This window comes from Thalassotalea coralli, from assembly GCF_055786205.1.
The window spans coordinates 361,197-383,943 of the sequence record NZ_JBVVBK010000002.1 but is presented as its reverse complement, the minus strand read 5'-3'; the positions used below and the strand labels follow the sequence as shown (position 1 = coordinate 383,943).

Genomic DNA, 22,747 nt, shown 5'->3' with positions numbered 1-22,747 from the left:
ATTTATTTATGTTGAAGTAGTTTGTCTTTTTTCTGAATTAAAGACGTTAAATTGGCATGTGAAGCAATTACCATATAAATAACATGCAATAAGCCAGATTTGTTTAAAGACTCGAGTTGTTCGCCATTTAACTGCGTTAGTTTATCTTCGTTAATGGTGAAAAAGCCTGATAAGCGATTGTTGCTGCCGTCACTTAACTGAATGTCGATATTTAAAGGCTCAATTAAGTTGAATTCTTGTACTTTTTCCATGAACAGCTCTGTGGTCGCTTTGCTGTCGTGTAACGCTTTTAAAATTGAGCTAATACGCGTGATGTAATCACTATTACCACCGTGTTCAAGAAATATATCGACCCCTGTTTCTTTGTTAACCCTCGGATTTTCAACATCAATATTAATGACGGGTTCAGGTGTGCCATTGTTTTCCTGAAAGCCAATAGAAAAAGGCTCTCGTTCTACCATAAGTGGAATATAACTAGCATCCCAACCTTGGTCAGTTAAAAACAGGTTTTCATCTTGTTCAAAACCAAATAATGCGATGGCATTAAACGCTTTGGTTTTTGGATCTTGAATGAAAAAAATAGGGTAGTCGGCTTGTACGTGTTTAAATTCAAATGGGTAGACATACGAATAAGTTTTATTATCGCCAAAGTATGCCGATTTATCCGTGATAACCTTAAGGCCTTGGTGAGTAATATTGTTTAATAATTCATGTTTAGCCATGTTAACTCCGTTGTTGTCTTTTGTCTGGCGATTGTTTTTCTATTTGTTGTTGATGCCGAAAAGTTAGTTGTTCAATTAAAGCTCTGTTGGTAGGCAAGCCGTTAATAAGCTGCTGTGTTTTTTGTTTATTCTCTTGAAATAATTTTTCTGCTAGTAGGTCATTGCTCATGCGACTTTTTGTCGCTCTAGGTGCCGTTTTAAAGCCCATGCCATATAAAACATATTGATAGCTCGCGGCAGGAAATATCTCTTCTATCTCGGTAAAGTCGTTTACTGTAGGAGATTGATAACGCCACAGGTTAAGTAGCTCTTGTAAACGAGCAGGGATTGACGACTCTTGTTTGTGTGCTTGCCAATAAGAAGAGTTTCTATCACTTAACACATAATGCAATTTCAAAAATTCGATTACTCGCTGCCAACGATAGCTAAATCGTTGGTTAAATCGTTTTGCTGTTGTTTGCATAATCGCAAGGTCACTCGGTAGCTCTTTGGCTAGCATTTTTGCGCTTAGCTCAACTAAAGCGATTGCGGATGCTTCTAATGGCTCAATAAAGCCGGCAGACATGCCAATTGCTACACAGTTTTTATGCCAGAACTTTTCTCTATAGCCAGGCGTAAAGGTTAAATGCCTAATATTTAACGATTCAATAGTGTTTTTCGGCACTGATTCAAGTAAATAGCTTTCTAAAGCAGAACGTGCTTGTTCTATTGATGTGTATTGGCTGGAAAAAACACAGCCGATACCGCGGCGAGTGGGCAAGCCTATGTCCCAAATCCAGCCTGAATCAAAGGCCGTTGATAGTGTATGGCTCGCTATTTTATTGTCGTTGCTCGAATAGGGGACTTGAATGGCTAAAGCACTGTCGTTAAAAAGAACCTTGTCTTGTTTAATCAAAGGAATATTGTAGTGCTTATCTAAAAGTAGGGCGCTTAATCCTGTGCAATCAACATAGAGATCGGCACTTAAAAGACCATTTTCGTTGGTTTTGATACTTGAGATGAATTGGTCAGCATCATTATTAACGTCAGTAATATCGTCAAGAATATGGTTTACGCCGAGCTTTTCAGTGCAATGTTTAGTGAGCAGCTGCGCAAATTTTGCTGCGTCTAAATGGTAACCATAGTTTAAAACTCCGGCAAACTCAGGCGTTTGAAATTGTTTGGGTGCTTTGTGGTTATCGCAAATGTGTGGCTGACTGCTCACGGCTTGGGCATAAGGAATATGGTTGTGCTTATTTTGCCAATGATCAATCAGATTAGTTTTACCAAAGCCGTACGGCGCGATAAAAGGGTGGTAGTAGTCGGTGTTTCCAGCATCGTTTTGCCAACCAACAAACTGTGAACCTTGCTTAAAAGAAGCATCGCAACAGGCGATAAATTCCGCTTCAGAAATACCAATTGTGTGTAAGGTTTCTCGCATGGTTGGCCATGTTCCTTCCCCGACACCAATGGTGGAAATATTTTTTGACTCTATTAAAGAAATTTTTACTCCATCGGATGAATGAGCGCAATGTTCAGCCGCTAAGATGCCAGCTGTTAACCAGCCAGCGGTACCACCACCTAAAATAAGAATTTCTTTAACAGGTCTATTCATACAATTTCATTATATTATTTAGTTAATTCACACATACATCATGTTTTAGAGCTTAGATAATAAAACCAGTGTGTTTATTGATAACACATAGTATGTGTGAAAAAAACGAAAGCCGCCTAATAGCTGCGACTTTCGTTAACGCCACCTAAAACTTGTAACGTAGGCCTATGTTATAGCGAGGACCCATTTGTTGGATGTTCTTCACCATAAGTATGTGTCTACCGTAAGAACGGGTGTACTCATCGGTTAAGTTAATACCTTCGACAAAAATTGTCAGATTGTCGTTGTATTCGTAACTGATATTCGCATCTAATTGTCCGTAATCTTCTACGTAAACTGGGTTTGAACCCTCGCCATCATTTAAGCCTTGAAGGAAATCGTCACGCCAGTTGTAAGCAAGTCGCACTTGAAAACCGTCTTTATCGTAAAAACCAACGATATTGTACGAGTCACTCACGCCAAGTAATGGTGTGTTCTCGTCACCATGGTCAGCGTTATCGTACTCAACGTCACTGTTTACGATAGTGTAGTTAACGATGGCACCGAAGCCGCTTTCGCCAAATAAGTGTTGCACCGCAAACTCAAAACCATCAACTTTATTTGAACCTTGGTTAAATGGTTGAGTGAAAGTAACACTCAGCGGATCGTTGCCCGTTGGATGACCCCAAATTTGGTTTTTAACCGGATCACCTTCTGGATCGACAATCACGTATTCACCGTCTGCATAAGTTGCAGCTAAGTAGGCTCTAATTGCAGCACTATTTGATGGATCGCCACCAGTCGCTGCAACCGCTTCGTCGTAGCGAGCACCTTCAACTGGGCTAGTTGCTGCATAAGGTTGCTCAACAACTTCACGCGTACCAACAACATTGTCTACGTCTTTTTGGAAGTAACCAATTGAAGCGTAACTTCCTTCACCGTAATAGTATTCTAGTGATAAGTCGATGTTCGTTGATTCAAGTGGTAATAGTCCTACGTTACCTCGTGAACCTTTACCGTTATCAACATTACGTACTTCATCTAAACTAGATCCTGCGGTTAAGTTTCCGTAGCCAGGACGAGTAATCGTTTCGCTGTATGAAGCTCTAAAGATCATGTCTTCAACCACTTCAACATCAAAATCTATGTTAGGCAATAAGTAGTCGTAGTCTCCCTCATCACTAAAGAACTGCGCATCACCGCGGACGATTTGAAACTCGTTAGTCGATACCCAACCAATACGCTCAATATCTGGGAGTAGGGTATTTGATGTTACGTCTGTTTGCTCATAACGAAGACCTAGCGTTAGGTTTGCTGGCATTTCACCAATATCAAAACTCAAGTTAGCTTGAATATATGCACTGGTTGACTCTTCTTTAGTGCGGCGATCTGTTTCATAAGTGCTAGGTGCACAAATTTGTTTACCACAAGGCCAAGCAACAGGATCGCTAGGGTCACCGTATAAATCACCGACTAAGTTAGCAATTGTCAAGAAATCAACAGCCCAGAATTGGTTGATCATATTGGTTTTGTCACCAGGTAAGCTGTCGAAACGATCTACCATAGATGCCATGCTGTCTAATAAGAACTGATCATCAATATCATCAGGTGAGCCGGTACCACCCCAGTTAGGGCGTTCTGCACGGCCAAAGGCGTTTCTGTTCTCAACCTTGTTAAACGATATGCCAAAATCAATACTTTCAACAATGCCATCATTAAAGTCGTAGGTACCATTAAGCTGAAGTTGATCGATCTCTGACTTCATGTAACTGTTACGGAAACTTGTACCTGTTGTTTGTACTCCTTCTGGCGTTAAACCAGGTGTTCCATCAGGAAAAACAACTTCAACAACTGGGAAACCAGATGAGAAATCAACTTTAGTTTCTGCACGCGTCCACGTTGCTAGTTGAATCGTGTTGCTGTTACCGTAGATGCTGTCTGGTTGAGATTCTGCGCTAGAGCTATGGAAATCTAACTCAAACGATAAATTGTCATTAAACTGATAGGCTAAGTTTAAACCAATTGATTTGTTTTCATTTACCTTAGCACTTTGCTCTACCTGACTAACTAAGTCAGACGGACCATCAATATCGTGTAAGAATATTGGTGCTGCAACATTGTCGCCGTTAGCATCAGTCCACTCAGATCCAGTTGGTTCACCGGCATAGTTTAAGCTCATCCAAACGGAATGAATGTTTTGATTAAGCTCTTCTTCTAACTTTGAATAGGTATAGTCTAACGTTGCCGTAAAGTTATCGGCCGGTTGATATTGTAATGTTAATTGGCCGTTAGTACGTGTTCTTTCTACTTCACTAAAACCGTAAAGAACATTGTGAGGTACGGCATAAGTAACACCGTCGTCTGGCACATTGACTTGGTTCGGGCCATCCCCAACAGAACCCCAATCGCCAACACCACCAGTTTGTGGACGCCATCCGTTATCGACACCTGCACGAGCTGAGCCGCTATCACGTTGTTGAACACTAGCCGTTACTGCAATACCAATAGTGTTGTCTGCATAAGTGTTACTGTAAAGAGCTGATAACTCAGGTGTTAAGCTGCTACCAGTCTCTGTTGATGTGTCATGTACACCTTTAATACCAAATGATGCACGTTCTTCACCAATGGCTAAAGGTTTGATAGTCACTAGGTTAATTGTTGAACCTATACCACCAGTAGCTACATCTGCACGACCTGTTTTATATACTTCAACAGAGCTGATACCTTCAGATGCTAAGTTGGCAAAATCAAATGAACGAGAGTCTGACGCACTTGTATCATTAATATTTGCTGTCGGCATTTGGCGACCGTTTAAAGTTACTACGTTATAGTCGGGGCCAAAGCCACGAACTGTTACTTTAGAGCCTTCACCGTTATCACGATCTATTGATACGCCCGTGATACGTTGCAATGATTCTGCAAGGTTAGTGTCTGGGAATTTACCCATATCTTCTGCGTTAATGGCATCAACAACACCATTAGAGCTTCTTTTGATATCCATCGCACGAACTAAACTGCCACGAATACCCGTTACCTCTATAACTTCTACTTCTTGTTCTTGTTTTGGTTGTTCTTCAGCGTTTGCAGCTATAGGAATACTAACTGATGCGCCTAAAACCAAAGATAAGCTAGTAGCTAACTTTGATTTTTTAAAATTGTTATACGACATTGTTCTCCCCTCGATGTCACGTTTTATCATTATTATGTCTTTACGTCAGCTGTAAGCGCTTACATTTTTTAACACAAGTACTGCATAAATGATATTTAAAAATTATTGAAAGCGCTTACATAAACCTAGAGCAAAAAAAATAAGAGATCAATATTTAATTTACAAATTTGTTAAAAAATTAATCAAATTTTTATTTGTCACCGATAAAAATAATCGATTTTGTATATCGTTACCCCTTATTAATAAAGGACTTTATGTGAATTTTTGTAAGTTGTATTTATACAGGAAATAACACTTGAATTTTTTTTGTGCAATCGCTAACCTAAATGAAAGCGCTTACATTTGAGGTTGAGTTAAGTAAAAGACTGAGTAAGCGAATAGGATTTTTTTGATACAAAGAGATTACATTTTCATAGGCAATTCAAAATCGAATAAAAGTTAAGGATAGAGGCTTTATATGAATTCTAATGTCGATAAACTTTCGTTAAATGAGAAAGTGGGGTATGCCGCTGGGGATGTAGCGTCTAATTTTTACTGGCGTGTTTTCGATGTATTCTTGTTAATTTTTTACACAGACGTTTTTGGCTTACCGGCTGCTGCTGTTGGTACCATGATCCTGGTAACACGCATAATAGATGCGTTTTCAGATCCCTTTATGGGAGCCATGGCTGATAGGACGCAAACTAAATACGGTAAGTTCAGACCTTACCTAATATTGGGTATTTTACCTATTGTTGCCGCGGGTGTGCTTACTTTTACCGTTCCAGATACAACTGATACCAACAAGCTTATTTGGGCGTACTGTACCTATATTTTTATGATGCTGGCATACACCTTTATCAATGTGCCATATGGTGCTTTGATGGGAGTAATGACCACTAATTCTCATGAGCGAACCACGTTAACCAGTTTTAGATTTATTGGCGCATTTAGTGGTGGTAGCCTAGTGGCTTATTTAACGCCTGAACTGGTTAATATTCTTGGGCAAGGCGATGAACAACTAGGCTGGCAACTCACCATGCTAGTTTATGGTGTTGTAGCAGGCGTATTATTCTTAATTACGTTTTTAACCACACAGGAAAGGGTGCCAACACCACAAAAATCACCAACGCCAGTTTCTGTTGATCTAAAAGATCTCGCCAACAACAAGCCTTGGCTTATATTGTTTGCGCTAGCCTTTATTATCATGGTGACTATTTCACTTAGGGCGAGTACAGGCACTTTCTATTTTAAATACTATGTAGAGCGACCGGATCTTATCGGTAGTTTTTCCATGGTTTATTTGATTTCTCTTGCAGTTGGCGCGGCTATTACGCCGTTACTTACTAAGTTTTTAGATAAAAGAAAATTACTGTGGTTGCTGATGTTGTTGGTTGCTGTACTTTCTAGCATTTTCTACTTTGTTCCAAAAGAAAACATCACTTTAATGTTCGTATTACAGGCGTTGATTGGTTTATGTTTAGGCCCTAAATCGCCGTTGGTGTTTTCAATGTATGCTGATACTGCAGACTACGGTGATTGGAAAAATGGCAGAAGAGCTACCGCAATGATCTTTTCTGCTGCAGCCTTTGCACAAAAACTAGGTGGCGCTGTGGCAGGCGCTATGATTGGTTGGGGGTTAGCGTCACTCGGCTATGTTGCTAATCAGTCGCAAACGAGTGAATCGCAAATTGGTATTGCCTTTTTAATGACGATAGTACCGGCCGTTTTTGCGCTACTTGCGGTATATGTGATTAAGCTCTACCCATTAAACGAAGATCAGCTCGCGTTAATCCACCAAGAAATTGCAAAGCGTAAACAAGCTAACGATACAGAAAGCTCTCCTTTAAGCAAAAATAATGGAGAACTTGCTCATGACTAAGTTAGCAACTGAACGAGTCGCTACCTCTTTGTTAGTAGAAGAGAATCAACTGAAAGACAGTGTTTCACAAGAAAGAATTAGACAAGAGAGAAGTGATGCACCGCGTGCGGAGCTAGATTGTCCCGTTAGTATGCCAAGTGCAGGCGCGTTTCTTTGGAATAAACAGATGTTTATTCAGATGAACTGTAGAGGTTATGCCGTTGCCAAATTTATGCAACCTGAGCCTAGCCAATATAGCTATGGGCCTAATATTGAAGCCACAACCTTTATCCAACCAGAGCACCCATATTATGCGCATCATCCTGGTCGTTTCTTTTACGTGAAAGATGAAAGCACCAAAGAAATATATTCTTTGCCCTACGAGCCATGTAGAAAAGAGGCGACTTCATTTTTATTCTCGGCTGGGCTGTCTGACATTACTTGGCGTGTTGAATGCAAAGGTGTGCAATTTGATATTAAATTAACTCTTTCAGCTGAAGATGTTGCGGAGCTTTGGTCTTTTACCGTGACCAATTTAACTGACGAAGAGAAAACACTGTCGATTTATCCTTATTTTTCTATTGGCTATCAATCGTGGATGAATCAAAGTTGTTTATACGATAAGGCTACTGATGCCATTGTTGCTAAGTCGATAACGCCTTATCAAAAAATTGAGCAATATCAAAATCATCAGCACTTTAAGGAAACAACTTACTTTATTGCTGATAAACAACCTGATTCTTTTTGTTGCAACCAAAAACGCTTTGAAGGAGAAGGGGGCTTACATTCTCCATGTAAAATCAATGATGACAATTTGGGCAACGTAGAGGCTAACCATGAAACAGCATGTGCAGTAATGCAGTTTACTTATAGCTTACAGCCTAATGAATCGGTACATCAACGGTTTGTGTTTGGTGCGTGTCAGTCCGAATCAGACATTCCATCGTTAAAGGAAAAGTACTTCGCTGAGCCTAATGCATTTACATTGCAAGAAGAGAAATACGCTTCCTACCAACAGCAAATTACCTCACCAATTAGCATAGAATGTGACGACAGCGAGTTTTGCCAATTTGTTAATTACTGGCTACCGAGGCAAGTGTTTTACCACGGTGACGTAAACCGATTGACGACGGATCCGCAAACTAGAAACTATCTGCAAGATAATATGGCAATGAGCTATATTGCGCCTAACACAGCCAAGCAGGCGTTTTTAACCGCACTTAGCCAGCAACATGAAAACGGCGCTATGCCTGACGGTATTTTGCTGCACCATTTAGCAGAGCTTAAATACATTAATCAAGTGCCCCATGCCGATCACAATGTGTGGCTCACTATATGCATCAAAGCCTATTTAGACGAAACGAATGATAAAGCGTTTCTTTTACAAGAGGTTGATTTTTCGCAAGGAAAACTGAGTAAGCCTGTTTATCAACATATTGAAATGGCATTAGATTACTTATTATCAAAGCGAGACTATCGCGGGTTGAGCCTGATCGAGCAGGGCGACTGGTGTGACCCGATGAACATGGTAGGCCATTTAGGTAAAGGCGTTTCAAGTTGGCTTTCATTGGCGTTATCTTATGCGCTTGATTGCTGGTGTTACATTGCAGAGTCTTATTTGGATAACTACAGCCAAGAAAAGCTAAGCCACTATCAAACCTTACAAAAGTCGATTAACGATGCTGTTAATGATTATTGTTGGGACGGTCAATGGTACGCAAGAGGACGCACAGATGAAGATAAACCTTTTGGTATTAGCGAAGATAACGAAGGTAAGATCTTTTTAAATCCACAGAGCTGGGCATTATTAAGTAAAGCGGCAGGTACGGCGAAACAATTTAGCCTATTAAACGAAGTCGATAAACAATTAAGTACACCTTACGGTGTCATGATGCTCGCCCCAGCTTATACAAAAATGCGAGACGATGTTGGCAGAATAACGCAAAAGTTTCCTGGGACTGCTGAAAACGGGTCTATTTATAATCATGCCTCTATTTTCTACGCTTATAGTTTGTTTCAAGTAGGTGAACATAACAAAGCCTTTCAGGTGCTGAAACAAATGGTGGTGTCGTCAGACGACATGCTAGTAAAAGGCCAGTTACCGATATTTATTCCAAATTATTATCGTGGTGCCTATTATCAGTACCCTAATGAAGCAGGCCGTTCAAGTCACTTGTTTAATACAGGCACAGTCGCTTGGTTTTATCGTTGTATTATTGAAGAATTTGTGGGGCTAAAAGGCAAACAAGGTGCATTAGTGATTCAACCAAAAATGCCTGATTCCTTGTCTAAGCTAACAGGCGTAAGACATTTTATGGGAGCCACTTTTCATTTTGTTATCAAGAGAAGCAATGTCATGGATATTGAAGTGAATGTCGATGGTACAAAACTTCCCTCTAATCAAATCACTAATATTGTAGCTGATAAAGAATATCACCTAACCGTTAACGTGCCGAAATGAAGCAAGAGCCTGACGTGAACTCAGATCTAAAGGCAGATCTTACATCGCCATTAGACGCAAACCAATTGCCACAACTCATTGTTATTATGGGGGTTAGTGGTACAGGAAAATCGTCAATTGCACAATTGATTGCTGAGAGTTTAGGCATTGATTTTGTTGAAGCTGACGACTTTCACGATGATTACTGTAAAGCGTTAATGGCAAATGGTTATTCGTTAACAGATGAATTACGACAAGCGTGGTTTGAGCGTCTTGTAAAACATTTAACTGAGATAGCAACAATCGGCAACGATGTTGTTCTCGCGTTTTCCGGTTTAAAAAAAGTGCACCGTGACGTTATGTTTAAACTGCCATTTAATGTTTCAGCTGCCATGCTAAAGGTTGGTGAAAAGCAATTAACCACAAGGTTGAACAATCGACGCGATCATTTTGTTGATAGCCGTTTCTTAGCCGGTCAATTACGCGCTATGGAAGAGCTATCATGTGATGAACAGCAGATATTGGTATTTGAAAATCAAAATATAACCGTTAAGCAATCGGTAGAGTTGTTGCTAGACAAACTCTTTAGTAGCTCTGGTGTTAAATTGTAACACTTGAATAGCCAATTTAAATGGGACCCATATTTATGTTACCAATACACGTGTTAATCAAAAGCACGATAACCAGTAACCAGTTAAACAAGATTAAAAACATACTAAAGTTATCGATACCAGCTCTGTTAACCACTGCGATGGCTTTAACTTCAGCGTTTAGTGCCTCTGCTTCAAATGAAGATCTTCGCGTTATTTATAAAGTACAGGATGAGATTAAGATAGACGGCAAGTTATCGGAGCAAACATGGCAAAAGGCAAACTGGCAGCCGTTAAATCATTTAATCATTGGTGACAATTTATCTCCTGACGACTTCAGTGGTAACTTTGCCTTAGCATGGGATGAAAACTGGCTATATTTGGTGGCGAAACTCACAGACGATAAACTGTTCGATAGATACCCAAACCCTTTGTATCGCTATTGGGATGACGATTGTTTAGAAATATTTGTCGATGAAGATGCGTCAGGTGGTGAACATCAGTTTAACTTTAACGCCTTTGCTTATCATATTGCCCTTGATAACCAAGTGGTGGATATAGCAGGTAAATATCAAAATGGTGAGCCTATTTTTGCGCTGTTTAACGACCACGTTGTAAGCCAGTGGCAACGTCAAGACAAGCCGCCTTATCAAGTGGTGTGGGAAGCAAAAATACGCCTGTTTAATGATAACTATCAACACGAAAACGTAAATAAACCCGTTACCTTACATAAAAACAAGCAGATAGGGTTTATGCTAGCTTATTGTGATAATGACAGCAGTGAACAGCGCGAACATTTTATCGGCTCTGTAAACATAAAAGCCATCAATGGCGATAAAAACCTAGGCTATAAAACCGCTGATGTATTTGAAAAGTATGTTCTTTCTAAAAAGAAAGGGCGCTAAATTCAACAGGGAGGTTTGTAACGCGATAGCAAAGTAACACAAACGACTACAATTTGTTCACATTTTAATAGTTGACCATTTGGTAAAATAACATCATCAAAACAATGGGACTAAGTCTTAATACTCAAACAAAGTAATAAGCCTTAGCCATGAGAAAAGGAGATGATGATGTTTTATGTTGCTGAAAATAACGATCGTAAACACGTTGCGCGTCGTCACCGTTCTTTTAACGAACATTACAATCACCTAAACCCAGAACAGTGGGAAGCGGTTTACTTTTATTCTAAATATGGCTACCAGTTATCTTTTGTAAGAATCGATGATAACCATGCGCCTAATGCATATTTGGTGCGCGATGACGTTTACATCATGGTAAACGAAAAAGGTGATACTATTTTTAACCCTGCGTTTAAATTAAGAGACATGTAATTGGGAGTAGCCAGTTACGTGTCTTTTCATGCATATCCTTCTTGGGCACTTCTTAACTAAATATCAATATTTAGTTCCTTTTTGTTAACGATCAAAGTGTCTTTTTCTAGCGTTGATTCGTGCGCAGCTAATGCCAACACATACTCATTCGCATGTGTATATGGCGAGATTGTTTCTGACAGGTGCGCATATTTATCGACTACAGCGCTTAAATCTTCCAACAATTGCACATAGAGGTTGTCAGACAAGGTTAGTGGTTTTAAAAGAAAAAAGTCATTCTCTTGCGAAACATTTAAAACCCTGTGGCAAGTCTCTTCTAAACAAGTGATTAAGTTACTTTTGAGAAACCTAGAGTCAGCATCAAAACCAAACGGAGCCTCAACTAATATCGACACCTTGTTATTAGCTGACAGTGATATCAACTTTAGCTTTTCAAGTGCCCGTAAATAGATATATATGGAGGATTCGTTAAGCTCGTATTCTTCTTTAATGTCTGTAACTTGTTTTTTCTCTACAGACAACTCGGTAAAAAACTGCAGTAACTCAGGATATAGAGTAAAAGCATTGTCTTGAGCTTGATTAAAAACGTAATGTGTAGCTGGCGTTTGTATAGCCTCAGTCATTAGGTCAACTAAATGAATTCCCGTTATGTCACATAAGGTTAGGAGCTTATCCATTTTAATGTTTGTCGAATTCATTAAACGCTTTACAGACACTTCTGACACATTAAGTATTCTTGATAGATCGCGATAGCTAATCTTCAATTCGTTAAGTTTTTTCTTAATTGCCTTTAAACAAAAATCGATCACTTGTTGATTCTGAGGGGTCACTATTTGAATTGTTGGTATCTAAAAATGATACCTGTAGTTTATCTAATTGATTGCGATTTGTCTTTTAATAAAGATGAAGTCAATTAATTCAGAGTGTTAGAGGAAAAAATTATGTGGTGGTTGATACTTAATGTTGTGTTGGCGATCTTATTATTACTTGGCATGTTGATAGGATATAAAACGGGCTTACTCTATAACCTATTAAATGGCCTTATGTTATTGGCAACCGCAGGGTTGTTATGTCGCGTCGTCTTTATTGCCATATCGGGTGATCTCAATATTCAATATTTCAACTCCGTTATTGAACAAAAAGCCTATTGGCATTGGCTAGTCGCGAGCCTAAAAACTACATTTTATGTGTCTGTTTGCTTGTATACCTACATGCGATTTTCTCAACCTCCTGTTGAACTAGTACAACATAAATTGGTTGTTTTGTTAATTTTGATACTACCGTTACTATTAGTGTTAGGCAGTTGGGTTCCTTTTAACACGCCGCAAATGCCTCTGGCGATTGTGCAAGGTAGTGCATCAGTTTTCATTGTTTATCAAATAATTGTTTTTTTATTAGCAAATCCAAATGAAGGCGTGCACATTCAAAACCCTTTTAAACATGACATTGCCATTGTACAAGGCGGTAATAGTGTGTTGTTTAATCATCATTATCTAATTCCTGCTCAGCAATACGCACTAGACATAGTTTTTGCAAAGCCCACACGAATAAGTTCAGCACGCGAAGGCACTTCAACTTCTTTGTACGACTACCCATGTTTTGCCAAAGAGCTTTGGGCACCCATAACGGGAGAAGTAGTAATTGCACAAGATAACGCAAAAGACGTAGCAATAGGTGAGTCAGACATCGATAACCCACTCGGTAATCATTTGGTACTAAAAATTAGCAAAGACCAATACGTATTAATGGCACATTTAAAACAAGGTTCCATTCAAGTGAATGTTGGCGATATTGTGTCACAAGGGGTGACGGTATTAGCCGAGTGCGGTAATTCAGGAAATACGACAGAACCACATTTACATGTTCAGATCCAGGATAAGGCGCACTTTAAAGACGTTACGAAAACGTACCCCATTGTGTTCGAACGTGACGGCGTAGAAGAAGCGGGCAGAGCAGGAGTGTTAATTCCTGCTGCAATGCAGCAATAATGAAAATAAAAAGTAGGTTGAGGCGAAAAATTCAACGTGTTGGCTAAAATTTGTCTGGTTGAACAAGAAAATTAACTTTTGATGAAATTAATGCTTTACATTCGAAATCTCACCTATTAATATTCGCACCGCTTCTTAGGAAGAACACATTCAGGTGAGATGGCTGAGTGGTCGAAAGCACCGGTCTTGAAAACCGGCAAGGGTTTGTAGCCCTTCTAGGGTTCAAATCCCTATCTCACCGCCATACAAAAAGAACCCGCCTATTAGGCGGGTTTTTTGTATCTGTAGCATAAGTATTTTACCCGTGTCAGGGTTCCAAAATTGTCAGGAACAATTTTGCAAAGTGCAAGCTAGCCCACAGGGCAAAATGCAGGGAAGTATTTTGTAAATCCCTATCTCACCGCCATATTAAAGCAACGAAGCCTCGCAATCGCGGGGCTTCGTTGCTTTTGTCTATCTAAAAAATTAACTCCCTACACGTTCGAAAAACAACACACATTCACTCTTTTAATAAAACCTATTGACTGTCGGTTTTAATTTTGGCTTAATACCCATCGTTAATCGGTTTTATTCGGAAAAGCAATAGGGGCTCATATGAAGTTAGGTGAGTTAGAAAAGTTGGTGCTTCAATATTTATGGAAGCACAAATCTGCAGATGTGAAGCAGGTATTTGCCCATTTTGAGAAAATTCGTGGTGGTAGCTTAAACACGTATCAAAGTACGTTAGATCGTTTGTTCAAAAAGGATCTGTTGTCACGTGAAAAGATTGGCTATGCGTTTCATTATCAACCGCGTGTTGAAAGGCATGAGCTGATTGGTCAATTGATTAAGTCGGTGACCAGTGATTTCGTTACCGAAGACGATAACAGTTTAATTGCGGCGTTTTCTTCCATTTCTAAAGATTTTAATGTTGAGCAACTCAATAGGTTAGAACAGCTTATTGAAGCGCAAAAACAAAAACTTAACGACAAGGAAAATTAGGTTAATTGGTTATGGCAGTTTTTCTTAACGTATTGGCTATTTTCTCCATTATTTTCATCGTGGCAAACTTATCTTTGTCGGCGATTTTTGCGGTGTTTAGCCAACAATTGCTTCAAGTTGAAGTGCGTTCAAGAAAACGCTTGCTGTGGTTAACGGTGCTGCTTCCGTGGGTTATTGGTTTAACGCTCTCTGCTTATATTCTTCAGTCTTATCATAACGAATCTATTCTTAACGATTTCGGCTTTCCTCATTGGCATCATATGGATGAGTTCGCTTGGAATAGCTGGCATGGCTTTACTGTTGCGCTAGGGAGCTTGTTTTTCTTATTCGTTGTGGCCAAACGAATGGTTCAGCTACATTCTCATAAAAAAGAAGTGAGTGCGTTATTGCAGTTCGCACATGAAAAGGAAGATGGCATTTATCAGATTGAAAGTGATAAAGCTTTGGCATTTACAACTGGTTTTAAAACTAAGCAATGCTTTGTTTCTTCTGGGCTTGAACAGCAATTGAGTGACGAAGAGTATCAGGTAGTGGTAGCGCATGAAAAAGCCCACAGTTACGCCAATGATCCTTTTAAAAAATGGTTATTCGCATTGCTATGTGCTTTTTATCTTAAGCCTATCGCACAGCGGTTAAAGCTCCATATGATCCTAGCCATGGAGCAACAGGCAGATAATGCGGTGATAGATAAAGGCATGTGCAAGTTATTTGTGGCGAGCACATTGGTGAAAGTGGCTAAGCTAAATGCTGAAAACAGTATGCTACAGCGCAACGATTTTATTGTGAACTTTGGTGCTGATGTTCTAGAGCAACGGGTTTACTTTTTATTAGACAAGCTTACCTTAGCGCCAATTCATAAGGGTTTAACGATAGGGCTTGTTTTAATATTGATATTAATTTCAACAACCTCTATTGATGGCGTTCACCATTTTATGGAAACAGTATTTAGCCATTAGAGGGCTATTTTTAACTATTTTTTTGACCGTAAAACCGATTGTTAATTGGTTTTATCAGAGTTTATTAGTTAATGGTCTAGTGAGCAGTTTAGCAACTAGCTATTAACACAAAGGTTTTTAACACTAAGGTTTTGTACATAAGGGTAAAAACATGATTAGACCTATACGTTTAATTAAAAAACCGATTAAGGGTCGGTTTCTTAGGGCTTTGTGCAATTTAAGTGTTTGCTGTGCGGTATTTTCCGTTCAAGCACAGGAACAGTTAACACTTAACAAAGCCATAAGTTTGTCTCTTAACCAACACCCAGAGCTTAAGTCTTTTATTTACAGCAAAGAGGCGGCTTTAGCACAAGTAGAGCAGGCTAGGGTAAAGAGCCCTATGTCTTTAAATGCGTCTATTGAAGATGGTTTTGGCACTGGCAGCTATTCAGGTGTGAATAGCCTGCAAACAACATTGAGTATTTCGTGGTTACTGGAAGACGATATTGTTGATGCCAGAGTAAAACTGGCCAACTCAAAAGTATCAACCGCTGCAATCGAACAAGAAGTTAAGGCGATAGACATTGCCTCAGAAACATCGAGAATTTTTATTACTTTGCTCGCGCAAAAAGAAAAGTTGCTGCTGGCAAAGTTAGCGCTAAAGCAAGCACAAGATGTGTTAGCGCAAATTCAATTAAAAGTGAAAGCAGGGAAGTTATTCGTTGTGGATGAACTAAGGGCAAAAGCGGCGCTGTCGTTATTTGAATTGGAAGTTGAAGATCTTATTCACGAAATAGAAGCGTCGAAGTCACAACTTGCTGCCCAGTGGCAGGGGAATACTAATTTCGTTGTAGCCGGCACTTTATCAAATATCCCTGACGCTAAATCGTTAGAGGTTGCCATTAAAAACCTTAAATCTAACCCCAAGCTTCAACGATATTTACTCGACCAAACAGTGATGCAGTCAGAAATTGATTTGGCAGTTGAAGAGCAAGATCCTGCATGGACAGTCACCACAGGTATTAAACGCAATGAAGTAGTGGATGATTTTGCGTTTACCGCAGGTATTTCTATTCCTTTAGGGGGCGAAAATAGAAACAAAGGGCGCATCAGTGCGCTTAAAGCGAAACAATATCAAAGTAAAACAGATTCTGACGCACTCTATCAACGCATTTCAACACAGGCTTTGTTGCTAACTCACAAGCTTAAACACAATCGTCATGTTATCGACAGTTTAACGAATGAATCTATTCCATTTTTAGAACAAGCAAACGTAAAAGCGGGCGAAGCCTATCAACAAGGCAGTTACCGCTTTACCGATTGGTATGCGGTACAGCAAGAGCTGGTTGAGGCGCAAACCGATTTGATAGACGCATACACCAACATTCAATTATTCAACATTGAGTTAGAAAGATTAACGGGCACCTCTGTGTCGAAGTAAGAGAGAACAAGATGAAACCTAGATCTTTAGTCGCGGCAATAATCGCTGCGAACTTTGGCTTAGCGACAAGCCTTTATATTTCACCTGCACAAGCAGATGATCATCATGAGAGCGCTCCAGTAGCGGCTGAACAAGAAGTGGAGAAAGGCCCTAATAATGGCCGCATGTTACGAGATGGTGATTTTGCCATTGAGCTGGCTATTTTTGAAACGGGCGTGCCGCCTGAGTTTCGTGTATTTGCGACAAAAGCAGGTAAGGAAATTAAACCGCAAGACGTTGAGCTAAACGTTAAGCTTACGCGCTTAGGCGATGGTGTTGATGACATCAATTTCTTTGTCGAAAACAACTATCAACGCGGCAATATGGAAATTTATGAGCCACATTCTTTTGTGGTTACCTTAACAGCCAAGCATCAAGGAAAAACCTATCAATGGTCTTACGACAATTTTGAAGGGCGAACTCAAATACCGGATTCGCTAGCAGAATCTATGGAAATAGAAACCGACATAGTTGCCAGCCAAGAAATGGAAGAGCGTTTAAAAGTCTACGGTAAGCTAACGCTTCCTGAAAATGCAACGAGGCACATTTCAGCGCGCTTTCCTGGCGAAATAAAAACACTGAATGCGTTTATGGGCGAACGTGTGAAAAAGGGCCAAGTGCTGATGACCATAGAAAGTAACGAGAGCTTGCAGTCTTATAAAGTGTTTTCTCCTATTAATGGTGTTGTAACTGAACAAAGTGTCGGTGTTGGCGAACAATCGACTGATCGCACGTTATTAACCATTACCGATACCAGCAAGTTACTCGCAGAGTTCAGCGTTTATCCGATGGATCAAGCAAAGGTGAAGTTGGGTGCAGATGTTAATGTTCAATTGCCAAACTCAGCTAGCGCATTTAGTTCTACCTTGTCAGATACTCTTCATCAGTTAACACCTCAACAGGCTAAGGTGTTTCGCGCGGAAATCGACAACAGAAACGGAAGCCTAACCCAAGGACAATTCGTTACTGGCAAAATTCTAATTGATACCTACACCGTTGAAAGAGCGGTTAGAGCCGAAGGATTACAAGGCTTTCGAGATTTTACCGTTGTGTATGGCAAGTTTGGTGAACAATACGAAGTGCGCATGTTAGAGCTGGGTCGAAAAGCTGGGCCTTGGGTTGAAGTACTTGGCGGTATTCCTCTAGGCACTGAGTATGTCACGGCCAATAGCTACATCATCAAAGCTGACATTGAAAAGTCTGGCGCATCGCATGATCACTAATTTCACGAGCATTTAGGAGTTAATGATATGTTGGACTCGATTTTAAAATTTTCCATAGAGCGCAGTAAGCTTATCTTAGTGTTTGTGTTTGCCGTCGCTATGTTAGGTGTTTGGAACTTTCAGAAGTTGCCTATAGATGCCGTGCCAGACATTACTAATGTGCAAGTAGTTATCAATACAGAAACACCTGGCTTTACACCGTTAGAAGTAGAACAGCGGGTAACTTTTCCGTTAGAAACCGCGTTATCAGGTTTACCAAACTTAGAATATACCCGTTCGCTCTCGCGCTATGGTTTATCTCAAGTTGTCGCGATATTTTCAGATGACACTGATATCTATTTTGCCAGACAGTTGGTGAATGAACGTCTTAGCGCGGCAAAATCTGATATACCGTTAGGATTAGAGCCTGAGTTAGGGCCGATATCAACGGGTTTGGGTGAAATATTTATGTTCACCGTTGATGCTAATGAAGGTGCAACTAATGCCGATGGCACTGAAATCACCTCTACTCAGTTAAGAACTGTTCATGATTGGGTTATTCGACCTCAATTAATGCAGGTGGAAGGTGTTGTTGAAGTAAACCCCATTGGCGGCTACGAGCGAGAAATTCTTATCGCATTAAATCCTGACAAATTACTGATGTTTGGCTTAACCCAACAGGATCTTATTCAGGCTATTGGCGATCATAATCAAAACAAAGGCGCAGGCTTTATTGAAAAAAGTGGCGCTCAATGGTTAATACGATTACCTGGACAGGTTGATTCTGTAGAGCAGCTGGCAAATATACCTTTGTCTTCATTCTTACCAAAAGACGTAGCTTCTGGGCAAATTATTCGGGTGAAAGACGTTGCTGAAGTTAAGGAAGGTAAGGAGTTACGTTCTGGCGCTGCAACACAAAATGGCCGTGAAGTTGTGCTTAGTACGGTTTTTATGCTCATTGGTGAAAACAGTCAAAAAGTCGCAAAAGATGTAGGCGAAAAACTTAAAGAAATTAATAACTCTTTGCCGCAAGGGGTTGCTGTTAATGCAGTTTATGATCGCACAAAGTTAGTTAACAAAACCTTAGACACGGTGAAAATGAACCTTACCGAAGGCGCGATTTTAGTGATTGTTGTGCTGTTTTTGTTGCTGGGAAATATCCGCGCTGCATTTTTAACGGCGCTTGTTATTCCATTTGCCATGTTAATGACAGTAACAGGCATGATCCAAACCCGCACTAGTGCAAATTTGATGAGCTTAGGCGCATTGGATTTTGGCTTGTTAGTGGATGGTGCCATTATCATCGTTGAAAACTGTTTGAGGCGCTTAAGCCAAGCCAGCCAAGCTTCAGAAAGTAAAATCTTACCTGTAAAAGAACGATTAGCTTTGGTTTACAGTGCAACGCGAGAAGTGATTCGTCCTGCGCTTTTCGGTGTTTTCATTATTACCGCCGTGTATTTACCTATTTTTGCGTTATCGGGCGTGGAAGGAAAAATGTTCCACCCAATGGCGATTACCGTTGTTATCGCGCTTATTAGCGCTATGGTGCTGTCGGTGACATTTATACCAGCTGCGATTGCACTTACTTTCAAAGGTAAGGTGGTAGAAAAAGAAAACATCATCATGAAAGCCAGTGTGTCTCTTTATCAGCCAGTGCTGAACTTTGTCTTAAAAGCGCGGTGGTTAGTTGTGGTAAGTGCCATAGCTTTAGTGACTTTTGCTGGGGTGATGAGCACAAAGTTAGGCAGTGAATTTGTACCTAATTTAGATGAAGGCGATATCGCTATGCATGCCCTTAGAATTCCTGGCACTTCGCTTTCACAATCCATTGAAATGCAAAAAGTACTGGAAGAGAAAATAAAGGAATTACCAGAAGTAGAGCGCGTATTTACCAAAATAGGTACGCCTGATGTAGCCACCGATCCTATGCCGCCCAGTGTTGCAGATAACTTTATTATCTTAAAGCCAAGAAATGAGTGGCCAAATCCAAGCAAACCAAAAACGCAATTGGTGAAAGAGTTAGAGCAACTCGTTACGCCAATTCCAGGTAACCGCTATGAATTTTTACAGCCTATTCAGATGCGCTTTAATGAATTGTTAGCTGGGGTGCGTGCTGAGTTAGCGATTAAAGTATTCGGTGACGATTTCGACACCTTAACTGACCTAGGTAAATCGCTTGAAAAGGCTATACAAGGGGTAGAGGGGATCCGCGATATTCAAGTGGAGCAAACCAAAGGGCTTCCAGTATTAACCTTTGCACCTAAACGTGAACAACTGGCCTTGTTTGGTATTACTATTGCCGATCTTCAAAACCAAGTGGCTGTTGCTATGGGCGGCGTAACTGCAGGCAAATATTACGAAGGTGATAAACGCTTTGATATCGTTGTGCGCTTACCAGAAGAGCAACGAAAAGATGTAGATGCCTTGTCGCAACTGCCAATATCCATACCAAATGGTGGTTTTGTGCCACTGCAAGAGCTTGCCGAAATCGGCATGGTTGTTGGCGCAAACCAAGTTAATCGTGAAAATGGAAAACGCAGAGTTGTTGTTACAGCCAATGTTCGTGGGCGCGATTTAGGGAGCTTTGTCAAAGACATTCAACAAGCGGTTGATGCTAACGTTGAATTCCCCGCAGGTTATTGGGTGGAGTATGGCGGTACTTATCAAAAGCTACAGTCGGCCTCTAAACGTTTAAGTATTGTTGTGCCTGTCACCTTAGTGTTAATCATCGGGTTATTGTTACTTGCGCTTGGCTCAGTAAAAGATTCGTTGATCATCTTTACAGGTGTGCCATTAGCGCTAACCGGGGGAATATTTGCCCTTATTATTCGAGACATTCCGTTTTCTATCTCGGCAGCGGTTGGTTTTATCGCTTTATCGGGTATTGCCATATTAAACGGCTTGGTGATGGTGTCGTTTATTCGAGATTTGATTAAACAAAACATCGAACTAGAAAAAGCGATTGTGCAAGGCGCGCTAACTCGTCTTCGCCCAGTACTTACAACGGCATTAGTTGCTTCTCTTGGGTTTATTCCTATGGCACTTAATACCGGCATCGGCTCAGAAGTGCAGCGACCTTTAGCAACCGTGGTTATCGGTGGTGTTATCTCTTCAACGATCTTAACACTCTTTGTACTTCCGGCTCTGTATCGATTGTTGCATTCAAACAGTAAACCCGTTGTGCATACATCGAATCAGTCATTTGAACCATCTTCTTTAACACATGAATAAAATAGGAAAATCAATGCTAGCAAAACCCAAATCCACTATGTGGTATTTGTTGCACGCTTTATTGATCTTTATGGCGTTGGCTTCGATAGAAGCTTTCGCTCACGGGGTTGATGACAGTACGCGCAATTTTCTTCAAAACAATACCGGAGTACAAATAATTCCTTTCATGTACATTGGCGCTAAACACATGGTAACTGGCTATGATCATCTGTTGTTTTTAGTGGGGGTGCTGTTCTTTTTACGAAGCTCTCGTGACGTATTACTTTACGTCAGCATGTTTACCATAGGGCATAGCTTAACCTTAATGACAGGTGTGTTAGCCAACATTCAAGTTAACGCTTATTTAATTGATGCCATTATTGGTTTGTCTGTGGTTTACAAAGGTTTCGACAACCTTGGCGGCTTTAAACATTACTTTGGTAAACAACCTGATCCTAAAAAAGCTGTGCTGATTTTTGGCTTGTTTCACGGTTTCGGTTTAGCCACCAAGATACAAGAGTTTCAGTTGCCGTCAGAGGGATTAGCCACCAATTTATTCTCATTTAATATCGGTGTAGAACTAGGCCAGTTTTTAGCGCTGATGTTTATTCTGCTCGCCATTAATTTTTGGCGCCAATTTGACAGTTTTACCCGTTTCGCCAAAACCACCAATACTGCGTTAATGAGCGCTGGTTTTATGTTAGTTGGTATGCAACTAACAGGCTATTTCGTTAGTTAATTTTTATGAGATATATATTTATGGAATCAAATCAAACAGGTCGTTCACTCGTTAAAGCGACACTTATTTCGTTTGTTATTGCGGTAATTGCGTTAGTGCTGTTCATTTTACCTGCCGAATACAACATTGACCCAACAGGCATTGGCAAAAAACTAGGGCTAACGGTATTTAATGAACAAGGTAGTTCTGAACAGGTTCAACAAAGAGCCAATGGCGGGGAAGGTGAGCAAGATGTTGTTGTACTTACTGTTCCTGCTGGTAAAGGCATCGAATACAAGCTAGACATGAAAAAGTTTCAAAAGGCCACTTATGAGTGGGTTACCGATGGTGACGCTGTTTACGTTGATCTTCACGGTGAGCCAACAGGCGATACCAAGGGCTATTTCGAGTCTTATACCATAGCCACAACAGAAGAAATGAAAGGCAGTTTTACCGCGCCTTTTGACGGCTCTCATGGTTGGTATTGGAAAAACAACTCAGATGAAGCAATCAATATTCAATTAATTTTCAGTGGCGACTACGTTATTGAAGGTTTGAAATAATT

The 22,747-nt window shown here is 40.3% G+C and carries 17 protein-coding genes and 1 tRNA gene; 14 read left to right on the top strand and 4 right to left on the bottom strand.

Annotated features, from left to right (window positions below; all coding sequences use genetic code 11):
- Nucleotides 1-2: 2 nt before the first annotated feature.
- The 3 genes from ACOB80_RS07120 to ACOB80_RS07110 form a co-directional block, all read right to left on the bottom strand.
- The gene (locus ACOB80_RS07120) at nucleotides 3-722 is read right to left on the bottom strand and encodes a SapC family protein (RefSeq protein WP_473165118.1); all 720 of its coding nucleotides are present in this window, start codon (nucleotides 720-722) and stop codon (nucleotides 3-5) included.
- Nucleotide 723: 1 nt separating this feature from the next.
- Nucleotides 724-2,316 carry a tryptophan halogenase family protein gene (locus ACOB80_RS07115; protein WP_473165117.1) on the bottom strand — a complete coding sequence of 531 codons (1,593 nt, stop codon included), beginning with the start codon at nucleotides 2,314-2,316 and terminating at the stop codon, nucleotides 724-726.
- A 145-nt stretch (nucleotides 2,317-2,461) separates the two neighbouring features.
- Nucleotides 2,462-5,464 carry a TonB-dependent receptor gene (locus ACOB80_RS07110; RefSeq protein WP_473165116.1) on the bottom strand — a complete coding sequence of 1,001 codons (3,003 nt, stop codon included), beginning with the start codon at nucleotides 5,462-5,464 and terminating at the stop codon, nucleotides 2,462-2,464.
- Between the two features lie 457 nt (nucleotides 5,465-5,921).
- Here ACOB80_RS07110 and ACOB80_RS07105 point away from each other — a divergent pair, with 457 nt between their 5' ends.
- The 5 genes from ACOB80_RS07105 to ACOB80_RS07085 all read left to right on the top strand — a co-directional run bounded on the left by ACOB80_RS07105 (nucleotide 5,922) and on the right by ACOB80_RS07085 (nucleotide 11,668).
- Nucleotides 5,922-7,325, top strand: coding sequence for an MFS transporter (locus ACOB80_RS07105; protein WP_473165115.1), 1,404 nt, complete (start codon nucleotides 5,922-5,924; stop codon nucleotides 7,323-7,325).
- Nucleotides 7,318-9,765 (top strand): GH36-type glycosyl hydrolase domain-containing protein, encoded by a 2,448-nt coding sequence (locus tag ACOB80_RS07100; protein ID WP_473165114.1) that lies wholly within the window; start codon nucleotides 7,318-7,320, stop codon nucleotides 9,763-9,765. Before ACOB80_RS07105 ends, ACOB80_RS07100 begins: the two co-directional genes overlap by 8 nt.
- Nucleotides 9,762-10,355 (top strand): gluconokinase, encoded by a 594-nt coding sequence (locus ACOB80_RS07095; protein ID WP_473165113.1) that lies wholly within the window; start codon nucleotides 9,762-9,764, stop codon nucleotides 10,353-10,355. Before ACOB80_RS07100 ends, ACOB80_RS07095 begins: the two co-directional genes overlap by 4 nt.
- A gap of 35 nt (nucleotides 10,356-10,390) precedes the next feature.
- Nucleotides 10,391-11,239: a sugar-binding protein gene (locus ACOB80_RS07090; RefSeq protein ID WP_473165112.1), complete on the top strand. Its 849-nt coding sequence runs from the start codon at nucleotides 10,391-10,393 to the stop codon at nucleotides 11,237-11,239.
- A gap of 162 nt (nucleotides 11,240-11,401) precedes the next feature.
- A complete protein-coding gene (locus ACOB80_RS07085) occupies nucleotides 11,402-11,668 on the top strand; it encodes a hypothetical protein (RefSeq protein WP_473165111.1) in 267 nt (88 codons plus the stop codon).
- A 56-nt stretch (nucleotides 11,669-11,724) separates the two neighbouring features.
- Here ACOB80_RS07085 and ACOB80_RS07080 read toward each other — a convergent pair whose 3' ends face one another.
- The gene (locus ACOB80_RS07080; RefSeq protein ID WP_473165341.1) at nucleotides 11,725-12,477 is read right to left on the bottom strand and encodes a helix-turn-helix domain-containing protein; all 753 of its coding nucleotides are present in this window, start codon (nucleotides 12,475-12,477) and stop codon (nucleotides 11,725-11,727) included.
- Between the two features lie 132 nt (nucleotides 12,478-12,609).
- Between ACOB80_RS07080 and ACOB80_RS07075 the strand changes: the two genes are divergently transcribed.
- The 9 genes from ACOB80_RS07075 (at nucleotide 12,610) to ACOB80_RS07035 (ending at nucleotide 22,745) form a co-directional block, all read left to right on the top strand.
- On the top strand, nucleotides 12,610-13,656 hold the full coding sequence (locus ACOB80_RS07075; RefSeq protein WP_473165110.1) for a M23 family metallopeptidase: 1,047 nt from the start codon (nucleotides 12,610-12,612) through the stop codon (nucleotides 13,654-13,656).
- Nucleotides 13,657-13,809: 153 nt separating this feature from the next.
- A tRNA-Ser gene (locus ACOB80_RS07070) sits at nucleotides 13,810-13,900 on the top strand.
- Nucleotides 13,901-14,250: 350 nt separating this feature from the next.
- Nucleotides 14,251-14,637 carry a BlaI/MecI/CopY family transcriptional regulator gene (locus tag ACOB80_RS07065; RefSeq protein WP_473165109.1) on the top strand — a complete coding sequence of 129 codons (387 nt, stop codon included), beginning with the start codon at nucleotides 14,251-14,253 and terminating at the stop codon, nucleotides 14,635-14,637.
- An 11-nt stretch (nucleotides 14,638-14,648) separates the two neighbouring features.
- Nucleotides 14,649-15,593, top strand: coding sequence for a M56 family metallopeptidase (locus tag ACOB80_RS07060; protein ID WP_473165108.1), 945 nt, complete (start codon nucleotides 14,649-14,651; stop codon nucleotides 15,591-15,593).
- 151 nt (nucleotides 15,594-15,744) lie between these two features.
- Nucleotides 15,745-17,013: a TolC family protein gene (locus ACOB80_RS07055; RefSeq protein ID WP_473165107.1), complete on the top strand. Its 1,269-nt coding sequence runs from the start codon at nucleotides 15,745-15,747 to the stop codon at nucleotides 17,011-17,013.
- An 11-nt stretch (nucleotides 17,014-17,024) separates the two neighbouring features.
- On the top strand, nucleotides 17,025-18,275 hold the full coding sequence (locus ACOB80_RS07050) for an efflux RND transporter periplasmic adaptor subunit (protein WP_473165106.1): 1,251 nt from the start codon (nucleotides 17,025-17,027) through the stop codon (nucleotides 18,273-18,275).
- Between the two features lie 27 nt (nucleotides 18,276-18,302).
- Nucleotides 18,303-21,485 carry an efflux RND transporter permease subunit gene (locus ACOB80_RS07045; RefSeq protein WP_473165105.1) on the top strand — a complete coding sequence of 1,061 codons (3,183 nt, stop codon included), beginning with the start codon at nucleotides 18,303-18,305 and terminating at the stop codon, nucleotides 21,483-21,485.
- Between the two features lie 37 nt (nucleotides 21,486-21,522).
- On the top strand, nucleotides 21,523-22,203 hold the full coding sequence (locus ACOB80_RS07040) for a HupE/UreJ family protein (RefSeq protein WP_473165340.1): 681 nt from the start codon (nucleotides 21,523-21,525) through the stop codon (nucleotides 22,201-22,203).
- 20 nt (nucleotides 22,204-22,223) lie between these two features.
- Nucleotides 22,224-22,745: a hypothetical protein gene (locus ACOB80_RS07035; RefSeq protein WP_473165104.1), complete on the top strand. Its 522-nt coding sequence runs from the start codon at nucleotides 22,224-22,226 to the stop codon at nucleotides 22,743-22,745.
- Nucleotides 22,746-22,747: the final 2 nt, after the last annotated feature.

Excerpts from the sequence above, each read along its gene's own strand:
- ACOB80_RS07120 (WP_473165118.1), bottom strand. The coding sequence starts at position 722 with ATGGCTAAACATGAATTATTAAACAATATTACTCACCAAGGCCTTAAG.
- ACOB80_RS07115 (WP_473165117.1), bottom strand. The coding sequence starts at position 2,316 with ATGAATAGACCTGTTAAAGAAATTCTTATTTTAGGTGGTGGTACCGCT.
- ACOB80_RS07110 (WP_473165116.1), bottom strand. The coding sequence starts at position 5,464 with ATGTCGTATAACAATTTTAAAAAATCAAAGTTAGCTACTAGCTTATCT.
- ACOB80_RS07105 (WP_473165115.1), top strand. The coding sequence starts at position 5,922 with ATGAATTCTAATGTCGATAAACTTTCGTTAAATGAGAAAGTGGGGTAT.
- ACOB80_RS07100 (WP_473165114.1), top strand. The coding sequence starts at position 7,318 with ATGACTAAGTTAGCAACTGAACGAGTCGCTACCTCTTTGTTAGTAGAA.
- ACOB80_RS07095 (WP_473165113.1), top strand. The coding sequence starts at position 9,762 with ATGAAGCAAGAGCCTGACGTGAACTCAGATCTAAAGGCAGATCTTACA.
- ACOB80_RS07090 (WP_473165112.1), top strand. The coding sequence starts at position 10,391 with ATGTTACCAATACACGTGTTAATCAAAAGCACGATAACCAGTAACCAG.
- ACOB80_RS07085 (WP_473165111.1), top strand. The coding sequence starts at position 11,402 with ATGATGATGTTTTATGTTGCTGAAAATAACGATCGTAAACACGTTGCG.
- ACOB80_RS07075 (WP_473165110.1), top strand. The coding sequence starts at position 12,610 with ATGTGGTGGTTGATACTTAATGTTGTGTTGGCGATCTTATTATTACTT.
- ACOB80_RS07065 (WP_473165109.1), top strand. The coding sequence starts at position 14,251 with ATGAAGTTAGGTGAGTTAGAAAAGTTGGTGCTTCAATATTTATGGAAG.
- ACOB80_RS07060 (WP_473165108.1), top strand. The coding sequence starts at position 14,649 with ATGGCAGTTTTTCTTAACGTATTGGCTATTTTCTCCATTATTTTCATC.
- ACOB80_RS07055 (WP_473165107.1), top strand. The coding sequence starts at position 15,745 with ATGATTAGACCTATACGTTTAATTAAAAAACCGATTAAGGGTCGGTTT.
- ACOB80_RS07050 (WP_473165106.1), top strand. The coding sequence starts at position 17,025 with ATGAAACCTAGATCTTTAGTCGCGGCAATAATCGCTGCGAACTTTGGC.
- ACOB80_RS07045 (WP_473165105.1), top strand. The coding sequence starts at position 18,303 with ATGTTGGACTCGATTTTAAAATTTTCCATAGAGCGCAGTAAGCTTATC.
- ACOB80_RS07040 (WP_473165340.1), top strand. The coding sequence starts at position 21,523 with ATGTGGTATTTGTTGCACGCTTTATTGATCTTTATGGCGTTGGCTTCG.
- ACOB80_RS07035 (WP_473165104.1), top strand. The coding sequence starts at position 22,224 with ATGGAATCAAATCAAACAGGTCGTTCACTCGTTAAAGCGACACTTATT.